At 46.9% G+C, this 20,534-nt stretch carries 19 protein-coding genes; 10 read left to right on the top strand and 9 right to left on the bottom strand.

Annotated features, from left to right (window positions below; all coding sequences use genetic code 11):
- Positions 1 to 37: 37 nt before the first annotated feature.
- The 5 genes from fliE to QJS83_RS00790 all read right to left on the bottom strand — a co-directional run bounded on the left by fliE (position 38) and on the right by QJS83_RS00790 (position 4,951).
- Entirely contained in the window at positions 38 to 373 is a 336-nt protein-coding gene (gene fliE, locus QJS83_RS00770) for a flagellar hook-basal body complex protein FliE (RefSeq protein ID WP_284606900.1), read from the bottom strand.
- Positions 374 to 460: 87 nt separating this feature from the next.
- Positions 461 to 904 carry a flagellar basal body rod protein FlgC gene (flgC, locus tag QJS83_RS00775; RefSeq protein ID WP_284606901.1) on the bottom strand — a complete coding sequence of 148 codons (444 nt, stop codon included), beginning with the start codon at positions 902 to 904 and terminating at the stop codon, positions 461 to 463.
- A gap of 2 nt (positions 905 to 906) precedes the next feature.
- Positions 907 to 1,320 (bottom strand): flagellar basal body rod protein FlgB, encoded by a 414-nt coding sequence (gene flgB, locus QJS83_RS00780; RefSeq protein WP_284606902.1) that lies wholly within the window; start codon positions 1,318 to 1,320, stop codon positions 907 to 909.
- Complete coding sequence (locus QJS83_RS00785; RefSeq protein WP_284606903.1) at positions 1,317 to 2,159, bottom strand: sigma 54-interacting transcriptional regulator; 843 nt, start codon at positions 2,157 to 2,159, stop codon at positions 1,317 to 1,319. The genes flgB and QJS83_RS00785 overlap by 4 nt, the downstream gene beginning before the upstream one ends.
- A gap of 8 nt (positions 2,160 to 2,167) precedes the next feature.
- Positions 2,168 to 4,951, bottom strand: coding sequence for a tetratricopeptide repeat protein (locus tag QJS83_RS00790; RefSeq protein ID WP_284606904.1), 2,784 nt, complete (start codon positions 4,949 to 4,951; stop codon positions 2,168 to 2,170).
- Between the two features lie 230 nt (positions 4,952 to 5,181).
- Between QJS83_RS00790 and QJS83_RS00795 the strand changes: the two genes are divergently transcribed.
- The 7 genes from QJS83_RS00795 (at position 5,182) to QJS83_RS00825 (ending at position 12,595) form a co-directional block, all read left to right on the top strand.
- Positions 5,182 to 5,643 carry a hypothetical protein gene (locus QJS83_RS00795; RefSeq protein ID WP_284606905.1) on the top strand — a complete coding sequence of 154 codons (462 nt, stop codon included), beginning with the start codon at positions 5,182 to 5,184 and terminating at the stop codon, positions 5,641 to 5,643.
- 62 nt (positions 5,644 to 5,705) lie between these two features.
- Positions 5,706 to 6,431, top strand: coding sequence for an MlaE family ABC transporter permease (locus tag QJS83_RS00800; protein ID WP_284606906.1), 726 nt, complete (start codon positions 5,706 to 5,708; stop codon positions 6,429 to 6,431).
- Positions 6,428 to 7,174 carry an ABC transporter ATP-binding protein gene (locus tag QJS83_RS00805; protein WP_284606907.1) on the top strand — a complete coding sequence of 249 codons (747 nt, stop codon included), beginning with the start codon at positions 6,428 to 6,430 and terminating at the stop codon, positions 7,172 to 7,174. Before QJS83_RS00800 ends, QJS83_RS00805 begins: the two co-directional genes overlap by 4 nt.
- Positions 7,174 to 7,989, top strand: a complete 816-nt coding sequence (locus QJS83_RS00810) for an MlaD family protein (RefSeq protein ID WP_284606908.1) — start codon at positions 7,174 to 7,176, stop codon at positions 7,987 to 7,989. The genes QJS83_RS00805 and QJS83_RS00810 overlap by 1 nt, the downstream gene beginning before the upstream one ends.
- Positions 7,990 to 8,078: 89 nt before the next feature.
- Positions 8,079 to 8,597 (top strand): hypothetical protein, encoded by a 519-nt coding sequence (locus QJS83_RS00815; protein WP_284606909.1) that lies wholly within the window; start codon positions 8,079 to 8,081, stop codon positions 8,595 to 8,597.
- Positions 8,598 to 8,609: 12 nt separating this feature from the next.
- Entirely contained in the window at positions 8,610 to 9,515 is a 906-nt protein-coding gene (locus QJS83_RS00820) for a hypothetical protein (RefSeq protein WP_284606910.1), read from the top strand.
- A 308-nt stretch (positions 9,516 to 9,823) separates the two neighbouring features.
- Complete coding sequence (locus QJS83_RS00825) at positions 9,824 to 12,595, top strand: PAS domain S-box protein (RefSeq protein WP_284606911.1); 2,772 nt, start codon at positions 9,824 to 9,826, stop codon at positions 12,593 to 12,595.
- On the opposite strand, the gene QJS83_RS00830 is transcribed toward QJS83_RS00825, so the two are convergent.
- Both QJS83_RS00830 and QJS83_RS00835 read right to left on the bottom strand, forming a co-directional pair.
- The gene (locus tag QJS83_RS00830) at positions 12,583 to 13,431 is read right to left on the bottom strand and encodes a S1 family peptidase (RefSeq protein WP_284606912.1); all 849 of its coding nucleotides are present in this window, start codon (positions 13,429 to 13,431) and stop codon (positions 12,583 to 12,585) included. The two genes, QJS83_RS00825 and QJS83_RS00830, sit on opposite strands and share 13 nt — an antisense overlap.
- A 90-nt stretch (positions 13,432 to 13,521) precedes the next feature.
- Positions 13,522 to 13,917 carry a DciA family protein gene (locus QJS83_RS00835; protein WP_284606913.1) on the bottom strand — a complete coding sequence of 132 codons (396 nt, stop codon included), beginning with the start codon at positions 13,915 to 13,917 and terminating at the stop codon, positions 13,522 to 13,524.
- Between the two features lie 22 nt (positions 13,918 to 13,939).
- Between QJS83_RS00835 and trmFO the strand changes: the two genes are divergently transcribed.
- Both trmFO and QJS83_RS00845 read left to right on the top strand, forming a co-directional pair.
- The gene (gene trmFO / locus QJS83_RS00840) at positions 13,940 to 15,262 is read left to right on the top strand and encodes a methylenetetrahydrofolate--tRNA-(uracil(54)-C(5))-methyltransferase (FADH(2)-oxidizing) TrmFO (protein ID WP_284606914.1); all 1,323 of its coding nucleotides are present in this window, start codon (positions 13,940 to 13,942) and stop codon (positions 15,260 to 15,262) included.
- Positions 15,263 to 15,355: 93 nt separating this feature from the next.
- On the top strand, positions 15,356 to 16,306 hold the full coding sequence (locus tag QJS83_RS00845) for a fatty acid desaturase family protein (protein WP_284606915.1): 951 nt from the start codon (positions 15,356 to 15,358) through the stop codon (positions 16,304 to 16,306).
- Positions 16,307 to 16,317: 11 nt separating this feature from the next.
- Here the strand turns inward: QJS83_RS00845 and QJS83_RS00850 are convergent, their stop codons facing one another.
- Positions 16,318 to 16,932 carry a thymidine kinase gene (locus QJS83_RS00850; RefSeq protein WP_284606916.1) on the bottom strand — a complete coding sequence of 205 codons (615 nt, stop codon included), beginning with the start codon at positions 16,930 to 16,932 and terminating at the stop codon, positions 16,318 to 16,320.
- A gap of 287 nt (positions 16,933 to 17,219) precedes the next feature.
- Between QJS83_RS00850 and mltF the strand changes: the two genes are divergently transcribed.
- A complete protein-coding gene (mltF, locus tag QJS83_RS00855) occupies positions 17,220 to 18,599 on the top strand; it encodes a membrane-bound lytic murein transglycosylase MltF (RefSeq protein WP_284606917.1) in 1,380 nt (459 codons plus the stop codon).
- A 43-nt stretch (positions 18,600 to 18,642) separates the two neighbouring features.
- Here the strand turns inward: mltF and glmS are convergent, their stop codons facing one another.
- Complete coding sequence (gene glmS / locus QJS83_RS00860) at positions 18,643 to 20,529, bottom strand: glutamine--fructose-6-phosphate transaminase (isomerizing) (protein WP_284606918.1); 1,887 nt, start codon at positions 20,527 to 20,529, stop codon at positions 18,643 to 18,645.
- Between the last annotated feature and the right edge of the window lie 5 nt (positions 20,530 to 20,534).

Consider the following 20,534-nt stretch of genomic DNA (forward strand, 5'->3'; position numbering starts at 1 on the left):
GGCAACCCCTCCGGCCTAAAAACTACACTTGCCTAAATTAAACCTGCATTTTCATGACTTCTTGGTACGCATCAATAATCTTGTTACGTACTTGCACCATCACCTTGAGGGCGATGTCTGCTTTCTCAGCAGCGATCATAACGTCTGCAACGTTGTCCGTTTTACCAGTCGCGAGATTCTGCATTGCTTTGTCTGAAGCTTTTTGCATCTCGTTCACGCTGCTTACGGCGTCTTTCAGAGTGTCGGCGAAGCTCTTACCAGTACCTGCTGTCGAACTTGCGGATGAGGGGCCTTCGATGCTTAACGACTTGGAATCGCGGACGAGTCCAGTGTCAAGAAATCTGTTTGCATTTGATACAGTAAAACCCTCCATGGCTTCACCTTCTCCTTACTAAAAATTGTATTATAACTAATCCTAAAAAGTCCCTAAAATTTGCCCCGGTCTAGGTAAATAACTCCTCTACCGGCCGATCTCTAAGGCGCTTAAAGCCATATCTTTTGACGCCTGAAGCGCCGTCACGTTTGCCTCATAAGAACGCGATGCCTGTATCATATTGGTCATCTCTTCCATAAGGTTGATATTAGGGTACGCCACGTAACCGTCAGCATTCGCATCGGGATGATCAGGCTCGTACTTCAAAAGCGGAGCTTTGCGATCGGAAAGAATGTCGGTGACCTGGACCCGTTGAAAACTGCCGTGAGGATCCGTCGAAGTAATGATCTCACCGAAATTCTTTGCATCAGGCATCGCTTCGAAAACCACGTCCTTACGGCGGTACGGCCCACCTTCAGGCGTTTGCGTGGTATTAATGTTCGCGATATTGCTGGCAATGGTGTTCATGCGCATTCTTTGCGCCGCCATACCACTGCTGCTAATTCTCATGCCCGTCAAAAAATCAGCCATGATTAGCGCCCTTCAGTCGCAGCGTATTTTAACGCCGCCATCTTTTTATTGATCAATTGCAAAGCCGCTTTGTACATCACGGCATTTTCAGAAAGCGCAGACATTTCTTTTTCCACGTCCACCGTATTGCCGTCGTTGTTCACAGCGCCTTCGGGATCTTCGTAGATATCGGGACGTGTTTTCGTCACCGAAGTTCCGCCGACAGCGAAGTGCTCTGGATTGCTTGTGCTGAGCGAGTTACCGCCATCCAAATCCAATGCTCTTTGCAAAGCGCCCTCGAAGTCCATTTTCTTAGCGTGGTACCCCGGAGTCTCGGCATTGGCGATGTTGGATGACGTGACATTATGTCGGAGTTGTCTCATCGCGAGTGACGTCGCGAGAGCGTTGGTTGTTTTATCAAAAAGCCCGCTGCTCATAAAACACCTGCCTCCTTGTATTCGTTGAGTTTGTTTCTCAATGTTCTAATGCTAATACCTAACATCTGTGCTGCCCGAGTCCGGTTTTGTGCCGTAAGCTCTAAGGTCTGTAAAATAAGACGCTTTTCCACCTCGGAAAGGGACATGCCCGGAGCAAAATCAGCCGCCATTTCATCATTCACAGCTTCAAATTGAATAGATTCAGGTCCAATGAGTGAACTTTTTGCAAGAACCACGGCACGCTCAAGCACGTTTTCGAGTTCACGGATGTTTCCAGGCCAGTTCCAGGAGTTCAAACGACCGTATGCTTCCGCAGTTAAACGAAGGCCCGATTTGCCATACATGATTTGGGAAACTTCCAGAAGAAAATTCACGATATTCTGAAAATCAGAGCCACGGTCTTCCAAACGCGGAATTTCCAAATGAACCACCGCAAGCTTATAGAACAAATCCTGACGGAATTGTTCTTGCTTCACCAGGCTGCGCAAATCACGGCGCGATGTGGAAATGAAGCGTGGACGTGAACCATTGGTTCTTTCAACCAACTTCATCAATTCATTTTGCAAAGCAGGATTAGCGCAATCCAAATCTTCAATCAAAAGAGTGCCACCGTCGATTTTTGAAAAATCAAAACCGCCGGCATTTTTACAATCCAAGCAGTACAAACGCGGCGAACGGCTTTTTGTGTAAATGTAGCGAGCCAAGCTGGTTTTTCCAACACCGGCTTCACCGAGAATCAAAAGGCTGGCCTGCGTGCCCGCCAATTGCAAACTCAATTGCTTCACTTCATACATTTTTCTGTCTTCAATGTGTAAAGCATCAAAATCAAAGTACGACATCAAATCCCCTATTTGCCTTGCTCGTTCTCAGACATTGCTGGAATTCTTTTGATATATTTTTTGTAACCGTCTCGCCATTCCGAATTCTTCAACTGCTCTTGAGCCAAATTTTTCCAGAATGCGCTTTTTTCACCTTTAAAGTCGTTCCATACTTCCGCAGCCTTTTGAATCTCGCCGCGTTTGAAGTAAATTTGTCCTAACTTATAGCGAATTGAAGAAAGCGGACGGCTTTCTTCATACGTTTCCAAAAGAGAATCGTAAGAAGTAATCGCCTGGTCCACTTGACCTTTTTGCATGTAAATATCGCCCATCATTTCCAAAGCTTTCGCGTGAATAACCGGAGCGACTTTCTTTGAATCTTTTTGTTGTTTGTCGATCATTTCCAATGCTTGCAATGCTTCCGTCGGACGCTCTTGCTTAAGCTGCAATTCGGCCAATTTTAGATAAGGTTCCGCCACAAGCTCTGGCTGTCCCTTCCACGTGCGCAAAAGTTCACCGAGATAACGAATCGCCGATTCATTGTCGCCGCGTTTTTCCAAAAGACGAACTGCGATATTCACTCGCTCAATTTGTGCATCTTCAGAAAGCTTTTCCGGCGTTTTGATGTTCTTAAGATTTTCGTAAGCTTGATTGTACTTGTGTTCTTGCGTGAAGACGGCCGCCAAACGCAGATTCAATTCGTCTTCAGAGGGAATTTCCTCTTTCACTTGAATTTCACGCGCTTCCGGAGTTCCGCGAATTGCGTAAACGCGGTTCAAAACATCTTTATAATATTTTTCCGCCTCATTGGGAGCGCCCCCCATTTCAAAAGCGCGGCCTACGTTGTACTTCGTATCCAGACGCTTCGAGTTTTTCAACCATGTGTCGGCGTACTGACTGTGAGTTTTCAAAGCTCTGATGAAATTTCCGCTATCCACTTCCGTTTGCAACTTATCGTTGATATTTGAAACGATGCGATTAGAAATCAATGGCACGTCCACTGAAGTCGGATGCTCTTTATAATACTTTGAAAGAAGATCGATCGCCTTTTGTTGTTCGCCGCGAGAAGAATATCCATCCGCCACCATGACAGTCGCGAACTGCTCGATATTCGGCAAGTCGATTTTTTTTGCCAAAGACATAATTTCACCGACAGCATTGTTCACTTCTTTCGGCTTCATGCCTTTCATGCGCGCGCTCAACAGGCGCAAACGTGCAATCACCGCACTTGGACTTTCACCATAGCGGAAATATGTTTCAAGGTAGGAGCCCATCACGCGGGATTTATCCGCGCCGAAGATTTCCAAAAGCTCGCCCATACGAGTCATCGCAAACGGCGCATGATCGTTGCTTGGGAATTTTTTTACGAAGTCACGATATACATCCAAGCTCTGGTTGTATTTATTCATCCAAAACAAAGACTCCGCCTGATTGTAATAGGCGTTCGGATAAGAGTTTTGTCCTTCGGGATATTTCTTCAAAGCCGTTTGATAATCTTCGACGGCTTTTTTGTAGTTTTTCGCGCGCACCCATACGTCACCGCGACGGAAAGCCCCTTCGACTTTAAGATCACGGTTCGTCGATGTTTTTTCGACCTCATCAAATTGTGCAACGGCATCCTGCCATTTATTCAATTTCATGTAAGCCAAGCCCATTCCCAAACGAGCCAGGTCTTTTGATAACGACGCGTTCTCGCCGAAGTTTTTGTTGTCGATGTGCTCTTTAAAAAGACGAAGAGCACCTAAGTAATCGCCTCTTTCCAATGAAAGATAGCCAATTTTCAAAGACGTTCTTTCCGCCAAAGGAGACTTCGGATATTTCTGAATCGCTTCTTTATATTTCTGCAAAGCCTCGTCGTAATGCGAAGGCTTGCCTTCATCCTGCCACAAAGCAAGGTGAACATCAGCGGTCATAAAATCCACGACTTCGTTGTATTGAGATTGAGGATATTTATCTTGGAACCACTCACGTGTTTTTAAAAATACGCCGTATCTTTGTTTCTCAAACAAAGTCAGCAAAAGACGCGCTTGTTTGTTTTCATCACTTTGTTGCGGAGAAATCTGATAAATTGTCGGTGTGACTTTCAACTTCTCCCAGTACGACACCGGCGTTTCCAACATTGGAAACGGGATATAATAGTTGTCTTTGGCGCGAATCATCGCCTCTTCTTTGATTTCATAATCTTTAATAGAGAAACGATCATAGTCAGGATCGCCGCCATCAAAGATACCGGATTTCACCGTATCATTTGCCGCGACAGAGACACCTTGATTCGCAATCGTCAAAGCGTCTGCCGTTGCCGGCTTTCTGGCTTTATCAGTTTTAACTTTTGCAGCTGTTTTTGCCGGCTTAGCTGTTGCCTCTGTTTTTTTAGTTTCTTCTTTTTGCGCGACTGTTTTGTTTTCTTTTTTAGGTTTGAGGTTGGGATTTAGATAGAAATCCACAATCAAACGCGAAGGCTGATCCGTAAGATAATCAAACGTATCCACGTCATCACCGGAAAGCGTGAATAGAATAATATGTTTGCCATCGGGACCTTTACGATCCACGGAAACACCTTGAATGAAATCACTTTTGAAAGAGGCAAGAGATTGAATCGTCGCATCGTCCATCGCCGGAACCGTCATCTCGACAATGGTCTGGCCTTTACGTTCCACACGTTTAACGTCGTAATCCCAATTCTGCTGGCCCATCAATTCCAAATGAACAGTGTCGCCTTGGAAATTGATCACGCCATTGACTTTATTAGCTCGAGCTTCAGCTAGACCTAAGATCAGGCATCCTGCCATCAACACAAATCGTAAAGTGTTCACTCCTTGAACCCTCTTTTCCCTGCTTTGTGCTGTTGCACATACGGTGCCATGCCTTTCGAAGGTCTATTGGCAAATATGTTCAAGATGGGCAAAAAGTTTCATAGAATTTTTGTCGGGGCCGACAAACTCATGACAGAGACCTTGGTCCTGTTTGCAACGGCGGGACTGAATTTTCCCTCAGAAGATTCCGATAGATAGGTGCTATGAGAAACCACTTCATTGTTTGCATCATGAGTCTTCTTCTTGGAAGTTGCGTATCGGTTAAGCTGCCGGGCGGGAAAGTCACGTCTGCCAAGGATGTCACGTTCACGGCTCCCCCATCCCCTTTTCAAGAAATCAAAGCTGACAGCTCCGACAAAGCTTGGTTGAGCGGCAAAACCGGCAACACGATCTCGTTTCTTTCTGAATGCGGCGGCGGAGCGGATCCAAGTTTGGAACAACTGGAAGTGGACTCTTTAGGGGCGATCAACAAAGTCAAAGTTCTTCAGTCCGATGAAACAATGTTTAATGGTCGGGCCGCACGCCAAAGCACCGCCCAAGGCCAAATCGACGGCGTCTCTGTGCAGATGGCCCTTTTGGTTTTTAAGAAAAACGGCTGTAACTACACTTTAAGTTACGGTGGAGTCGCCAAACAGTTTTCCGTCGAAGAAGACGTCTTTGAAAAATTCAAACAGAGTTTTAAGGCGCCTTGATGAATAATATCGCGCAACCCTTCACTAAACTCGTGCTTGAAATCCTCCACTTTTTGGGAGGCGTGGGCATATTGTTTCGCGACGTGCTTCGCGAACTTTTTAAGGGCCGCTTTTATTGGAAACTTCTTATCGAACAAATCTATCAGATTGGCATGCGTTCTATGCCTTTGATCATCATCACGTCTGTCAGTATCGGCATGGTGATGTCGTTACAGTTTGGCCTGGGTCTTGAAAAGTTCGGCGGAAAACTCTATGTGCCAAAACTTCTTGCCGTGACGATTCTGCGCGAAATGGGTCCCGTGTTCACAAGTCTTATGCTGGCGGCCCGCGTGGGCGCCGGTATTGCGAGTGAGATCGGCAGTATGGTGGTCACTCAGCAGGTTGATGCCATCCGCGCGCTCGGCACCTCGCCGATTAAGAAAATCGTCATTCCGCGCGTGCTTGCTTGTTTGATTGCTCTTCCGATTCTGGTGTCAATGGCCAATATCGTAGGCAATGCCGGCGGCTTGATTGTCGGTGCTGTCGAGCTAAACCTCGATCCGAACTTTTATCTTTTAAAAGTGCTCACCACGTCGACGATTGAAGACTACCTTTCCGGTTTTGGAAAAACATTTTTCTTTGCGATCTTTATCTCCATCTCGGCCTGTTATTTTGGTTTGAACGTCAAAGCTGGAACAAAAGAGGTCGGTATCGCAACAACGAAAGCCGTTGTGGTTTCCTCCATTCTTATTCTGGTCGGCGACTTCTTTTTGTCGAAACTCTTTTGGATCTTCGAGAAGATGATATGAACGAGCAACGCCGCGGTTTTATCGAAGTTGTTGATTTCCACAAATCATTCGGCACCAAAAAGGTGCACGAAGGTGTGAGCTTTTACGTTCGCAAAGGCGAGTGTCTGGGATTGATCGGTGGATCCGGGACAGGAAAGAGCGTTCTTTTACGCAGCCTTGTCGGTTTGGAGAAACCGGATCGCGGGCAAATCTTGATTGATGGCGTGGATATTTCACCGCTGCGCGAATCTGAGCTTGTCGAAATTCGCAAAAAAGTGGCTTACGCGTTTCAGGGCGGCGCTTTATTTGACTCGATGTCGGTCTACGAAAATCTTGCCTATCCCTTACGCGAACATTTTAATTTTACAGAAAATGAAGTGGCGCGGAAAATTCGCGAACAGCTGCAAGAGTTTGGATTGGAAAATTCAGAAAATCTTCTTCCGGGAAATCTTTCCGGCGGGATGCAAAAGCGTGTGGGTTTGGCTCGAGCGATGATGATGCATCCTGAAGTCGTGCTGTATGATGAGCCGACGGCAGGGCTGGATCCTTACAACACAAAAAGAATCCAAGAATCTATCTTGGCCTTGAAAGCAAAGGGCGTGACCTCCATTTTGGTTACGCACGATATGCCCACGGTCTATGCCGTTTGCGACAAAGTCGCACTTCTGCAACACGGTCGTATCGGCGAGCAGTATACAATTGAAAAGTTAAAACAAGAGCCTCCAGGCGCCATGAGCGAGTTTATCAACGGAGAAAGTGCCTAATGGAATCACAAACAAGCACTCAACTGAAAGTCGGAATTTTCCTAGCGATCGGGACGATCTTTATTCTCGGTTCGATTTTCTTTTTAGGAGCGGACAAAGCTCTTTTCACTTCTTACGTCAGAATTCACGCGCACTTTGATCAAGTGCAAGGTCTTTCCGCGGGGAGTGTGGTGTCGCTTTCCGGTGTCACCGTAGGTAACGTTGAAAGCATCACGTTTTTACCAGAGGCCAACGCGCTCGACGTAAAAATGCGCATCAATGAAGATTACATCCAACGTATCCGTCAAGGATCGCAAGTGGAAATCCGCACCCAAGGGGCTTTGGGAGACAAGTACGTCTTTATCATTCCCTCAGACCCTAAAGGTAAAGTTGTGCAAGAAGGCGACATTCTTGATGTTGCCAAAGCGACTGATATCCTTGGCGTGTTAACGGAAAGAGGCAACGAAGCTAATAAAGTCTTTGATATTATCAATGAGCTTCATGCGATCACGAAAACTCTGAACGCTGAAAATCGCCTGGGTCGTGTGATGAGCAACTTGGATTCCGCCGCTATGAACTTTTCAACGACAAGCAAAGACATGCGCCAAATGATGTCACAGGTGACAGCGCAAAATACCGGAGAAAAACTAGGACAATCTATCGATCGTCTCGACTCTATCTTAACAAAGATCGATAAGGGGCAAGGCTCACTGGGGGCGCTTATTAACGACCCTTCCGTTCATAATCAGTTGAAATCCATGCTGGGCGGCTCGGCCCGCAAGAACCACGTTAAAACCCTGCTCAGAACGTCCATCGAAGAAGAAGACAAAAAATAGTCTGTTAATCCCGGCCAACCGCTTTCGGTTGGCTTTTGTTTTGCTCCTTGAAGCTCCGAATTCGATTTAAATGAATATAAGGAGCTACCATGCTTAAAAGAGCGATCAGTGCTGCCCTAATTTGTCTTCATGTCGTTCCCGTGAACAGTTTTGCGGCGACTTCTCTTGAAATCGACCGATTGCTCATGGAGAGCCGCCCCCAAGCGGAAGAAACCATCCAACAAAAACTTAAAGAGAACCAAGAGCTCATTGCTGAAATCACAAAGCTGGAGCTTCAGATCAATGAAATTCAAAGCAATCTCGGCGAAAACCGTGAGCGCATGAAAGTAAACCTTTATATCGCCGGCGGCACGGCATTGGCGACAGGAATTGCGACTTTCTATTTTCAAGGAAAAGTAGGCCGCAGTGAAATAGCCGATCATATGAACTTGCTGTTCTCCACTGGGGCTTTTCTTGTCGGTACGGGTGCAACTATCAACTTCCTGGGAAATGCCGGTTACAGATATCTTTTAGTTCGCATTGACGAAGACAAGCTTCCTGCTCTTCAGGAAAAAATGGCGGAGCTGAAACAAACGTTAGAAAAACAAAACGCAGAATTTTTGAAATAATCAGGAGAGCTTGTGCGTTTGATCATCTCCTCTTTCCTACTATCATTAATGGCGGCGGTGCTTGTCGCCTCGATTTCTCAGGCTGCTGAGAAGTGCGAGAGCGTTTTCGAAACCAGTCCGTACCATGAAGCCGTGCTTGAAGCGGCTTTGGGTAAAGCCATTACTAAACGTGGAAAGGTGAAAGGGCTTTCATCGAAAGATTTGGACCTTCTGATCGAACGTGTCTTTAATAAAAAAGAAGGTAAAGCCCATAAAGTTTCGGCCTACTGGAAACTGAACTCAGAAAAAAGGGCCGCCTTGGTTCTGGAAAGAAAAATCAGCGAACAAGTCGCGAAGCAAGGTATTCTTAAATACTTTGAAGACAACGGCTTGCTTGTCGACAAATCCCGTCTTTACACCAAACTTGTTTTTCTCAATCGCAGCCGCACTTTTAATGGCATTAGCGCCGTGTGGTCTATTTTTGCCATGGCCAAGGGAGCCCCGCCGGTTTTGTTGCCGGAAATGAAATTTGCGGTCAAAGAGGCGGATCTCAACACATTGCTCTTAAAAGGCAAAGACTCGGTTGAGGGCCAAGAAATCCTGCAGCGGTACCGTTTGAAATTGGAAGCTAATCGCGGTTATGACCTGTTCAGCCGTTATTACACACGTGTGGCATTGGGCGTTTTGATGTATATTGTGTACGAACAAACACGCGCGAAGCTTGATGGTCAAAGTGAAGAAGAAAGTGCTCAGGCATTCGATGAGATGATGAAACGTCTTAATGAATCTTTGGAATCCCGCTCTGAAACTGAGAGCAAAGAGGATGTCCTGTTCGACACAGTTATTGCGAATTTCCGGGAAAAATACGACCGCCTGCCCGATGGCGAAGAGACGCGCTTGATCTGCGTAAAAGTCTATGGCCCCGAAGGGTGCCCTTAGGCCTGCTTTCTATTTAAATTCCGTAAGATTCTTGAAGATGGTCGTGAAGTTCGGCAAATCCGAGTGGAGAACTTTGTCAGGCCTTCTTATTCTCAACTCATGGAAAAGTTTGTTCAGTTACTCACAGTCTTTGTCGCCCTCTTATTAACCTTCGAAGCCTGCTATGCCGCGAATGCCACGGTTTCTGTCTTTGATATCAAAAACAAGTTTATAAACTCAGAACATGTCAGAAGCATTGCGGGCGATTAATACAATGCTTATCTCCTGTCGGGCTTACGCTGTTTTACTGGACGTCTTAAACTTGATGCATGAGCCGAGGCACGCCTGTGATGAACCCTTCAGACTTCGCCGAATTCATCGAAGACAATCGAGATCTTATTCTACAAACCTGGCTCAAAGAGCTTGAGAATCTAGAGGCGGCCCGTTCCAAGAAAAAATCTTTCCTTAAAAACGAACTTCCAGAATTTTTGCAATACTTGAGCGAGGTCCTTAAAAATCCGATGGATATCGAAGCTATTCTTGATGCGAGAAATAATAGTGCCTCTCACGGTCAGCAAAGAGCCACCACCAGAGAATATGAGATTCCCGACGTTGTTCACGAATATTCTTTATTGCGAGAAACCATCTACAACTTAGTGAACGAAAGAAATTCTTTAAATGCAGAATGCTATGTTTTGATGGGTCGTATTTTTGACATTGCCGTCGCCATTGCAGTTAAGGAGTTCGTTCTGGAGCGAGATATTTCGGCAGATCAAGAAAAATGGTTACGCTCGGTTTTAGACAAAATACCCACGGCTTTTATGCTGATTGATCCGGCGAGCAATAGGTTAACCTTCGGCAACCATCGTGCACAAGAAATGTTAGGCATCCGTTTTGATCAAGTTTCTTTGGATGAACGTTTTGGCCAGGGACGCGTCCTGGTTTTCAAAGATGGCCGCCCCCTCGAAAAAAACGAGCTTCCTTCTGTCAGGGCGATCCGCGGGGAAAAGCTAACGAACGAAGAATTTCAAATTCAATCACCGAACGGTTTTTTCGATATCGCCGTCACCTCAGAGTTTCTGCCAGCTTCTTACGGCCATCCTGAAACCCTAGCCCTGATGATTCTCGACGTCACTAACACCAAGCAAGCTCAGAAAGCCTTAATAGAAAGTGAGAAACGATTCCGCTCGACGTTTGCGCACGCGGCGGTGGGCATCGCCATTACTGACACAGAAAATCGCGTGATCGAAGTCAACCCCGCTTATACGGATATCACCGGTTACGCAAATGAGGAGCTCGTGGGAACTAATCTTTCTGAGATCGTACATCCAGAGGATCGTCATTTTGAAACAAATGAAATCGCCAAAGTTATCAGCGGTGAAATTCCCGCGCATATTCTTGAAAAACGTTACATTCGCAAGGATGGAAGAATCGTTTGGGTGCAAAACAGTATTTCTTCAGTGAAAAACACGGAAGGAAAAATTGATCGTATTATCCGCATTTCAGCCGACATCACCGAGCAAAGAGAGCTTTCTCAAGAACTGCAATACAACGAACAAATTCTGGCCATGGCGACGGAAGTGTCTGGCGTCGGAGTTTGGGATTTGAATTTTGCGTCAGGCCGTCTGCGCTTTTCCCGCATCGCTCAGCAAATCTTCGCTCTGGATCAAAGCGATATTTTTCTTTCCGACATTCTCCCCCTTTTTCATCCTGATGACCGCAGAGAGGTGGAGGAAAAGATCTTGGCCTCAGCCAAAGTGGATGGCCCCGATTTTTTTGACATCGAAGTTCGGCACTTCATGCCCGACGGAGACATTCGATGGACACGATCGTTAGGGAAAACTGTTTTCGGTGGCTTCGGCCCGCAACGGCGTCCCATCCGCTTAACGGGAACTGTTGTGGATATCACAGAACAAGTCCGTCACCGCGAAGAATTGCATAAGGCCGTGCGTGCTGCCCAATCTGCAAGCGAAGCGAAATCCCAATTTCTGGCTAATATGAGCCACGAAATCAGAACACCATTAGGAGCAATTATGGGTTTCGTCAATCTGCTTAAGGACGAACGCCTGAGCAGCCGTGAACAAGAGGAATTTATCTCTGTCATTTCGCGCAACTCAGAACAACTTTTGCGTATTATAAATGACATTCTTGATCTATCTAAAGTCGAAGCCGGCATGATGACGATCGAAGAAATTGATTTTTCCCTTGTTAACCTGCTTTCTGATTTCTCTGCCTTAATGGGATTTAAAGCCCGCGAAAAAGGTATTGGCTTTTTCATCAACGCAACGACAGATATTCCAGACATCATCAGGTCCGATCCAACTCGCGTGCGGCAGATTCTGGGAAATATCGTGGGTAACGCCATTAAGTTCACGGAGCAAGGACATGTGCAAATGAATGTATCTTTCCATGAACCTTTTCTGGAATTTGAAGTTATCGACACCGGCCAAGGCATCAACAAGGAACAGGAAAAGAATTTATTCCAAGCTTTCACGCAAGCCGATGCCACTGTAACAAGAAAATACGGCGGCACGGGGTTGGGTCTGGTGCTCACCCGACGCCTAAGTGAAGCGATGGGCGGAGAGTTCTTTCTTAAAGAAAGTACTCCCGGAAAAGGTTCCATCTTTTTATCTCGCATTCGCGTTTATCGGCCTGCAGAATCACAAATGGTGAAGGGTTTGGGATTTAAAACAGAACCCTTTAAAAATCCTCCTATGCAAGAAAAGCTAACGGGCATGCGCGTGCTCTTAGTAGAAGACTCCCCAGATATTCAATCGTTGATTTCATTTTATTTGATTCGTTCCGGTGCACAGGTAGAAATCGCTTCAGATGGCATCGAAGGTTGCGAGATGGCGCTGAATTCTTCTTATCATGCCATCCTGATGGACGTGCAAATGCCAGTGATGGATGGCATTACAGCTGTACGTAAATTACGCTCGAAGGGTTATGATAAACCCGTGATCGCCTTAACCGCTCACGCCATGAAAGAAGAAATAGATCGCTGCATGGAAGCGGGTTTTTCAGATTTTCGCTCTAAGCCCGTCAACAAAGAAGACCTTATAGAAATGCTTCACCAGATTTATATTTCTCAAAGAGTCTGAGTCACGGGCGACGACAACGTCTTCATCGCAGGCACAAGCCAATCCAGATAGAACTGCACGTTGACGTATTCTCCGCGATAATTGCAGTAATCCTGCTCCCCGTCGCCTTCCGCAACAGGGACATAGCGCGTTTTTGAAACGACACCCACAACAGAAAGTTTTCCATCGAGAGTTGTTAGAGCCGGTCCACCGGAATCGCCCTGGCATACACCACGCCCTTGCGTTTGATCCACCTGGAAGAACGGCGACGTCGGCGCGTAGTTCAAAACATTTAGATTTGTCGCGCGCAAAACTCCGGTTTTTCCCGGAAGACTTCTTTTGCCTTCCATACGCCCGAATCCCGCAGCTTGAATCGAAGTCAAATTCAACGCCACCACCGGCGGAGGCAATTGCACAATTTGAACGTCCAACGGCAAGTCCTCTTTCAGCAGAATGAGAGCCAAGTCAGGAACCTTATTCTCGGCATTGTAATCAGGATGCGCGACAAAGTTTTCCGCCTCAATTTCAACCTCCCCTTCAGGAGTGTTTAATTCAATTTTATGAATCTCGGCCGTTTTTGAAACACAGTGAGCCGCCGTCAAAATCAGACGAGGGCCAAGGGCCGAAGCTGTACATTGCGAAGCCCTGTAGGTGGTCAATGTGCCCTCTTCCGTTTCTTTAACCACAGGATCGAATAAGACTTTTAACGACAGCGCCGTGCGGGTAAGAGAGTCCTCCAAAGGCACGTCTGTGCCCCCGATAACCTGAGTGGCGTCGTTAAGGGGACTGATCTCTGAAACTTCTTGGGACCCTTGGCAGGCCGTTAACATGAGTGCAAGTACTAACAGTTTTCTCATGGCGATCTGCCGTGCAAAAAGCCGACTCAAGCCGCGCGAAACTTATTGCAGTTGAAGTGTCGCAAATTTAGACAGTGCCCTTCCGGGGACTCAGTCGTTGTCACCCTCGGGCGCGATCTTCTGAATCATCTGTTTAAATTCACTCTGATCGGAGGTGGGAACCTCACGGCGATCTAATGTGAACTTGATATATTTTACAAAATTATTCTCAAATTTCTGATTGATGGTGTCGCGAATAGGATCCTTCATAAAGATCATTTGCTGCATCCACGTCGAGTTTCGCACCCAAACGTAAAGAACGCCTCTTTGAAAGCCCACTGGCTCGGCGTTTTTTGCTATAGTGGGACCGACAACGTCTTCCCATTTGGCCCAAAGTTTCCAGCGCATAAATTGCTCGGACAATGGCGACTTGCCATTTTCGAAAAGACTTTGTAGTACTTCCGAGCCGATAGATAATTTGCCCTTGGGTTTCTTATTGGAATCCATGAAGAAAAGGTCTACCACAAAGATGACAAATTTCACTCAAAATCAAAAAATTACAGTGGTTGGTGCGGGGCTCGCAGGCTCTGAATGCGCTTTACAACTTGCTGACATGGGCTATCAGGTCGTGCTTTACGAAATGCGCGATAAAACGATGACTCCGGCGCATAAAACTTCCAAATTCGCTGAACTTGTGTGTTCCAATTCCTTTGGCAGTTTGGGTGAATATTCCGCCCCGGGACAATTGAAGTGGGAAGCAAAAAAACTGGGCTCGCATATTCTTGAAGCGGCTTTTGAAGCGCAAGTTCCCGCCGGTCAAGCCTTGGGCATGGACCGTGAGGTTTTTTCTGCCGTCATCACCGAGAAAGTAAAAAATCATCCTCGCATTGAAGTTCGCAATGATGTCGTTAAATCTTTGGATGAAATTCCTCGCCCTGCAGTGATTGCAACGGGTCCGTTGACTCATGATGATCTCGCGGAAAGCATGCGCAAACATTTTGGCGATGAGTTTCTTTATTTCTTCGATGCCATTGCTCCGATCATTGATGCGGACTCGATCAACACGGAAATCGCATGGAAAGCGGACCGCTACGACAAAGGCACCGGCGATTATTACAACTGCCCGATGAACAAAGAAGAGTACAATCGCTTCATCGATGAAATTAAAAATGCACGCAAGATTGAACCCAAAGATTTCGAAAAAACAGACTTCTTTGAAGGCTGCATGCCGATTGAGGTGATGGTTGATCGCGGTCCGCAAACATTGCGTTTCGGTCCGATGAAACCCATCGGTCTGGATGATCCTCGCACGGGTCGCTATCCTTGGGCTGTCGTGCAATTGCGCCAGGACAATAAAGAAGGCACGGCTTACAACATGGTCGGCTTCCAAACTCGCATGGCTTATGGCGAACAAGTGCGTGTTTTTCGCATGATTCCTGGATTGGAAAACGCCGAGTTCTTAAAGCTTGGAAGCATTCACCGCAACTTGTTCATCAATTCTCCGAAACGTTTGAATAAAGATCTTTCCAGCAAGAACGACCCGTGGTTGTTTTTTGCGGGACAAATCACTGGTGTTGAAGGTTACTTTGAATCAACGTGCACAGGTATTTTGGTTTCGCGTTTCCTGAATCAAAAACTGCAAGATCGTCCGTTCTCTCCGCCACCAAGAGAAACCGCTTTAGGTTCTCTCTTAGAGGCCATCACGGATCCTTCTCGAGCAGAACATTTTCAACCAACCAATATCAATTTTGGACTTCTTCCGCCGTTGCCTGAAAAGGAACGAGACAAAGAAGTCCGCAAACAAAAGCAAATCTCGATTGCGAAAGCAGCGCTGGAGAACTGGAAACATTAAAACTTTCCAGTTCTCATTCTAAGACACCTTCCTCCTTCAGAAACCCAGACGTTTTGCCGATAAATTCACGTCTGTTTAAAAGAAGGTGTCATCGTGGATTGCGATAAGTCTTTAGTTGAATCATTCAAGCGAGATCCCCAGGTCAGAAAAATCGTTAGCGATCATGCCGAAATCAACACTCCTCGACAGCTTCTGAGTGTCGCGTTTGATTGGACTGTTATGGCTGGCGCCATCGCGGTTTCACTGGCCTACCCTCATCCCCTTTTGTATTTGGCGGCCGTGGTTGTCATCGCAGCCCGGCAACATGCTTTGCTGGTAGTTATGCACGAAGGTGCCCACTTTCGAATTTCCAAGAATATCAAAGTGAATGATTTTATCAGCAATATGCTGGCGGCATATCCCGTGATGATTTCAACGTTGGATTATCGCGTGCATCACACGGCTCACCACAAATACACAAATGGCGAGCAAGATCCCGACTGGGTTCGCAAAATTCCTTTGCAGGAATGGCAGTTTCCTCAATCTAAATCCGCCATCACCAAAACTCTTTTGCAACAGATCGCTGTCGGTGGATGGCAGTGGATTTCGTTGATGGTGAAGATGTCGAAGAAAGACTGGAAAAAGGGGCTTTACTGGGCGGGCCTTCTTGGCACCGTTGCAGTCACGGGTACATGGAAGGAATTTCTCCTTTACTGGATGGTTCCTTTAGCAACTCTCTTTCCGATGTTTCAGCGTATTCGCAGTATCTCAGAGCATTTTGGTTTGGTGCGCTCTCACGAACTTAATGGGTCACGCAACACTCTTGCGGGTCCTATTGAGTCTTTCTTTTTAAGTCCTCACGATGTGAACTATCACTTAGCGCATCACTTGTTTCCCAGCGTGCCTCACTACAACTTGAAGTCTCTGCATAAAAGTTTGCGCGCGCATCCTGTTTATGCAGAACACGCGCATAATAACGACTCGTTTATTGCAAAGAAAAATTCCGTATGGAAAGACCTGCAGACGATTGAAGGTCACGAACAGAAAGTGCAAAAAGCGGCTTAGTCCCGGGACCTCTAGGCGAGGTCCACTTCTCTTTTTAATTTCCAGTCCATCGTGGGAAGATCGACTTCCGGTTTGAAGTGCTGACGGCAGCGCGCTTCATAAGCATCATGCGCACCAACTAAAACTTGGCTGTCGCCTCCGCCGGTTCTTTGGGTGCGGCTGGCTTGAGCTCCGCAAACTACGCAGACAGCATGTTGCTTCGTCACGCTCTCGGCGATCGCCATCAAAGTCGGCATCGGTTCGAAAGGTTTGCCCTGCCAGTCCGTATCAAGGCCCGCGATGATCACACGCAATCCGCGATCGGCAAGATCCTGCACCACTTTCACCAAGTTTTGCGAAAAGAACTGACCTTCATCAATACCAATCACTTTTGTTCCTGGTTTTAGATGATTCCAAATCTCTTCGGCATCTTGAATCGGTTGCGACTGGATCGTCGTTAGATCGTGCGACGTAACGGCCATTTCATTATAACGCTTATCAATGATCGGTTTAAAAACTTGGATTTGCAGACGCGCGAATTCGGCGCGACGAAGACGTCGGATCAACTCCTCGGTCTTTCCACTGAACATAGAACCCACAACAACTTCAATCCATCCGCGGGGATGAACATAAGAAAACTCAGACACTAAACCCCTCCAGTGTTCTGTTCCCCGAAACGATCATGGAAACTGGCCAGCGTGTCAAAGACTCCAAAAACACTGGATGCACACTGCCAAAAAGCACGCCTGCGTTACAATCATGAGGCCTTTCCAGATTCCTAACGCCGATCTGTAAGACACCTCGGCGACTGAAGTTTTTTCTAAACTGGTGCCGATTTTCTGCAAAACACGTCGATCTTTCATATTTTTAAGGGGGTCCACGGCTCTTAATGCTTGATGTTGCGGCGCATCCTCGGCTACCTAGGCCGAACGTTATGAGTAGGTTTTTAAGATTTCGACAGAAAATCACTAAGGCCTTTTTGTTTGGGGCTTTAGGACTCACGACCATCGCAATGAATGGGTGCGACTCTATTTATTGGGATGAGCAGGAGAGTCTTGCCCAGGTTCAAGCCAAGGGCGAGATCGTCGTACTCACTACGCAAAGTCCTCTTATATATAGTAAGCCGAAAAGAGGAGACGCCTTCGGTATCGATCACGACCTGATCCAAAACTTCGCCCACCGCTATAATATAAAGATAAAGTACGTGGTGTTGCCGGATGAGGACTCGGTGATGCGAGCCTTGTTAAAAGGCGAAGGAGATATCGCTGCCGCCCGTTTGAGGACTCCTCATAATAATCAAGGCTTTCTGGCGGGCCCGGCTTACGAAGAAACTTATCTTAGCCTGTACTGCCACAAAAAATCGCAGGTCTTAAATATCAAAGACTTGAATGGCAAAAAGATCGCGATCCTCAACAAAGACAACTACCTCGGGCTTTCTCAACGCTTGAATCAGCTTTCTCCTGCGGTGCAGGTGGAAGTTCTCGAAAACATCAAAACGCAAGAACTCATCTCTCTGACGTCACAAAACAAATACGACTGCGCGATTGCTGAAAATTTCAGCGGAGATTTTTATAGCCGTTATCATGGCCAAGTTGAAAAAATCGCCGCCCTGACAGAGCCGTACTCTCTAAGCTGGTTGGTGACGCCGAACAATCCGGATCTTTTGTCGTTGATGCAGGCGTGGTTCCAACAAGCTTCCCGCGACGATGAAGTGATGCTTGTGCTGGATCGCTATAAAACTTATCTTTCGCAATTAGATAAACGCGACATCTCCCGTTTCTTTAAAAAGATTCGTACGACGTTACCGACTTACAAGCAGGCTTTCAAAAATGCCGGCGATGAACATCGTCTGCCTTGGCAGTTGATTGCTTCCGTTGCTTATCAAGAGTCGCACTGGAATCCAGATGCCCGCAGTTTCACGGGCGTGCGTGGCTTGATGCAGTTGACGACAGAAACGGCAGATCACGTCGGCATCGAAGATCGCACGGATCCGTTGCAAAGTATTTGGGGCGGTTCCAAATATCTGCGCTATCTTTTGGATAAAACTCCGAAGCATCTTAATCATAAAGACCGTTTGGCTTTAGCTCTTGCCGCTTACAATGTTGGTTTGGCGCATCTCAAAGACGCTCAGAAGTTGGCAGAGAAAATGGGACGCAATCCTAATTCTTGGCGCCACCTGCGCGAAGTTCTTCCTTTATTGGCGGATCCTGATTACGCCGATGAACTTGAATACGGTCCTGCACGCGGCTACGAAACGGTTGATTTCGTCGAGCGCGTGAAATCGTTCTATAACTTAATGAACTCCGCGAGTTAAGTCAGTCCTCTGTTGTTGAGTTAGAGGACTGACTTTCTAAAAATTATTCTACTGTGACTGATTTTGCGAGATTGCGTGGTTGATCCACGTCGTAACCTAGATTGCATGCAAGATGGTAAGACATCAACTGCAATGGGATGACAGAAAGAATCGCGTTCGCAGTCCAGTGCGCTTTCGGGATCGAAAGATAATATTCACTGATCGCACGCAATTTTTCATTATCGCCTGTGCCGATAGAAATCACTTTCCCACCGCGCGCGCGCGCTTCTTCCAAATTGCTGATTGTCTTTTCATACAGGTGATCTGTCGGAGCAACCATGACGATTGCCATACGCTCGTCAATCAACGCCAAAGGCCCGTGCTTCATTTCGCCCGCCGCATAGCCTTCCGCATGCATATAAGCGAGTTCTTTGAGCTTCAATGCCCCTTCCATCGCGATTGGGAAGCTTGTTCCACGTCCCATGTAAAGGAAGCCGCGGAAAAGTTTAAGCTTTGACGACGCTTCTTCGAAATATTTGTCATAAGCCAACACGCCTTCCATCTGCGACGGCAAAGCAAGAAGAGTTTTAACAAGATCTTTTTCTGTCGCCGCATCCATCACGCCACGCACACGCGCCATCGCAATTGCAAAGCAGTTTAAAACCGCCATTGTGCTTGTGAAGGCTTTTGTCGAAGCGACTCCGATCTCAGGGCCCGAATTCATGTACATGTGACCGTGGGCCTCGCGATCAATCGTCGAGTTACGCACGTTACAGATGCTCAAAGTCGTTGCGCCCATTTCTTTCGCCATGCGGATCGCTGCTAACGTATCGGCAGTCTCTCCACTTTGGGAAATCGTCATAACCAAAGTTTTTGGCGGAATCACCGGATTGCGGTAACGGAATTCACTGGCGATATCGCACTCTACTGGAACTTTCGCCAATTGCTCGATCAAGTATTTACCGACCATGCCGGCATAGTTCGAAGTTCCGCACGCGATGATGAATACGCGTTCGATGTCCTTCAAGACGGCTTGCGTTTTTGTCCAATCCGCAGCGCTGTCCAACTCGTCCAATTTCTGAACAGGGTGACCGCCGAAGCCGATATTTTTAAGAGCGACAGTGAAGAACTCCGGATTCACATGCGGTTCAATCGCGGCGGCCACGGCACGAGGTTGCTCGTAAATTTCTTTGAGCATGTAATGCGCGTAACCCTGCTTTTCAACCATCTCTGGATTCCAGTTGAGCTCGACGACTTTCTTCTGAATCGGGAAACCGTTGGCAGAGAAGAACTGAACGTCCGTGCCGTTGATTGCCACGATCTCGCGATCTTCAAGATACACAAACTTTTTCGTGTACTGAATAAGCGCTTGCACATCGCTGGCGACAAAAGATTCTTTTTCGCCCAAGCCCACCACTAAAGGAGGACCGTCTTTAAATGCCACCAAACGATCCGGTTGATGTTCCCACATCACCACAATTGAAAAGGCACCGCGAAGCTTGTTCAGAACGCTTTCAACCGCTTTAAACAGGTCCTTTGTGTTTTCAACTTCGTTCGCGATCAAATGCGCCACAAGTTCAGAGTCTGTGTCGGAAGTGATTTCAGCGCCTTGAGCGACAAGTTCTTCACGGATATCAAGATAGTTTTCAATAATCCCGTTGTGCACAAGATTGATTCCGCGCACTTGGTGCGGATGGGCGTTTCTTTCAGAAGGCTTTCCGTGAGTCGCCCAGCGCGTATGACCGATACCGATATGACCGTCGAATTTTTCCGTGGTCAGCTTTTCTTCCAGAGCTTTAAGTTTGCCCTGCGCGCGCACGCGTTTCGTTTTGCCTTGATCAAGAATAGCCACGCCCGCGCTGTCATAACCGCGATACTCAAGCTTTTTAAGGCCGCTGATAATAATGTCTTTTGGATTTTGTGGTCCTAGATAACCAACGATACCGCACATACTAA

Origin of the sequence: Bdellovibrio sp. 22V (genome assembly GCF_030169785.1) — a bacterium.
Lineage (GTDB): Bacteria > Bdellovibrionota > Bdellovibrionia > Bdellovibrionales > Bdellovibrionaceae > Bdellovibrio.

Excerpts from the sequence above, each read along its gene's own strand:
- glmS (WP_284606918.1), bottom strand. The coding sequence starts at position 20,529 with ATGTGCGGTATCGTTGGTTATCTAGGACCACAAAATCCAAAAGACATT.
- QJS83_RS00830 (WP_284606912.1), bottom strand. The coding sequence starts at position 13,431 with ATGAGAAAACTGTTAGTACTTGCACTCATGTTAACGGCCTGCCAAGGG.
- trmFO (WP_284606914.1), top strand. The coding sequence starts at position 13,940 with ATGACAAATTTCACTCAAAATCAAAAAATTACAGTGGTTGGTGCGGGG.
- QJS83_RS00805 (WP_284606907.1), top strand. The coding sequence starts at position 6,428 with ATGAACGAGCAACGCCGCGGTTTTATCGAAGTTGTTGATTTCCACAAA.
- flgC (WP_284606901.1), bottom strand. The coding sequence starts at position 904 with ATGGCTGATTTTTTGACGGGCATGAGAATTAGCAGCAGTGGTATGGCG.
- QJS83_RS00785 (WP_284606903.1), bottom strand. The coding sequence starts at position 2,159 with ATGTCGTACTTTGATTTTGATGCTTTACACATTGAAGACAGAAAAATG.
- QJS83_RS00815 (WP_284606909.1), top strand. The coding sequence starts at position 8,079 with ATGCTTAAAAGAGCGATCAGTGCTGCCCTAATTTGTCTTCATGTCGTT.
- QJS83_RS00795 (WP_284606905.1), top strand. The coding sequence starts at position 5,182 with ATGAGTCTTCTTCTTGGAAGTTGCGTATCGGTTAAGCTGCCGGGCGGG.
- flgB (WP_284606902.1), bottom strand. The coding sequence starts at position 1,320 with ATGAGCAGCGGGCTTTTTGATAAAACAACCAACGCTCTCGCGACGTCA.
- fliE (WP_284606900.1), bottom strand. The coding sequence starts at position 373 with ATGGAGGGTTTTACTGTATCAAATGCAAACAGATTTCTTGACACTGGA.
- QJS83_RS00835 (WP_284606913.1), bottom strand. The coding sequence starts at position 13,917 with ATGGATTCCAATAAGAAACCCAAGGGCAAATTATCTATCGGCTCGGAA.
- mltF (WP_284606917.1), top strand. The coding sequence starts at position 17,220 with ATGAGTAGGTTTTTAAGATTTCGACAGAAAATCACTAAGGCCTTTTTG.
- QJS83_RS00825 (WP_284606911.1), top strand. The coding sequence starts at position 9,824 with ATGAGCCGAGGCACGCCTGTGATGAACCCTTCAGACTTCGCCGAATTC.
- QJS83_RS00810 (WP_284606908.1), top strand. The coding sequence starts at position 7,174 with ATGGAATCACAAACAAGCACTCAACTGAAAGTCGGAATTTTCCTAGCG.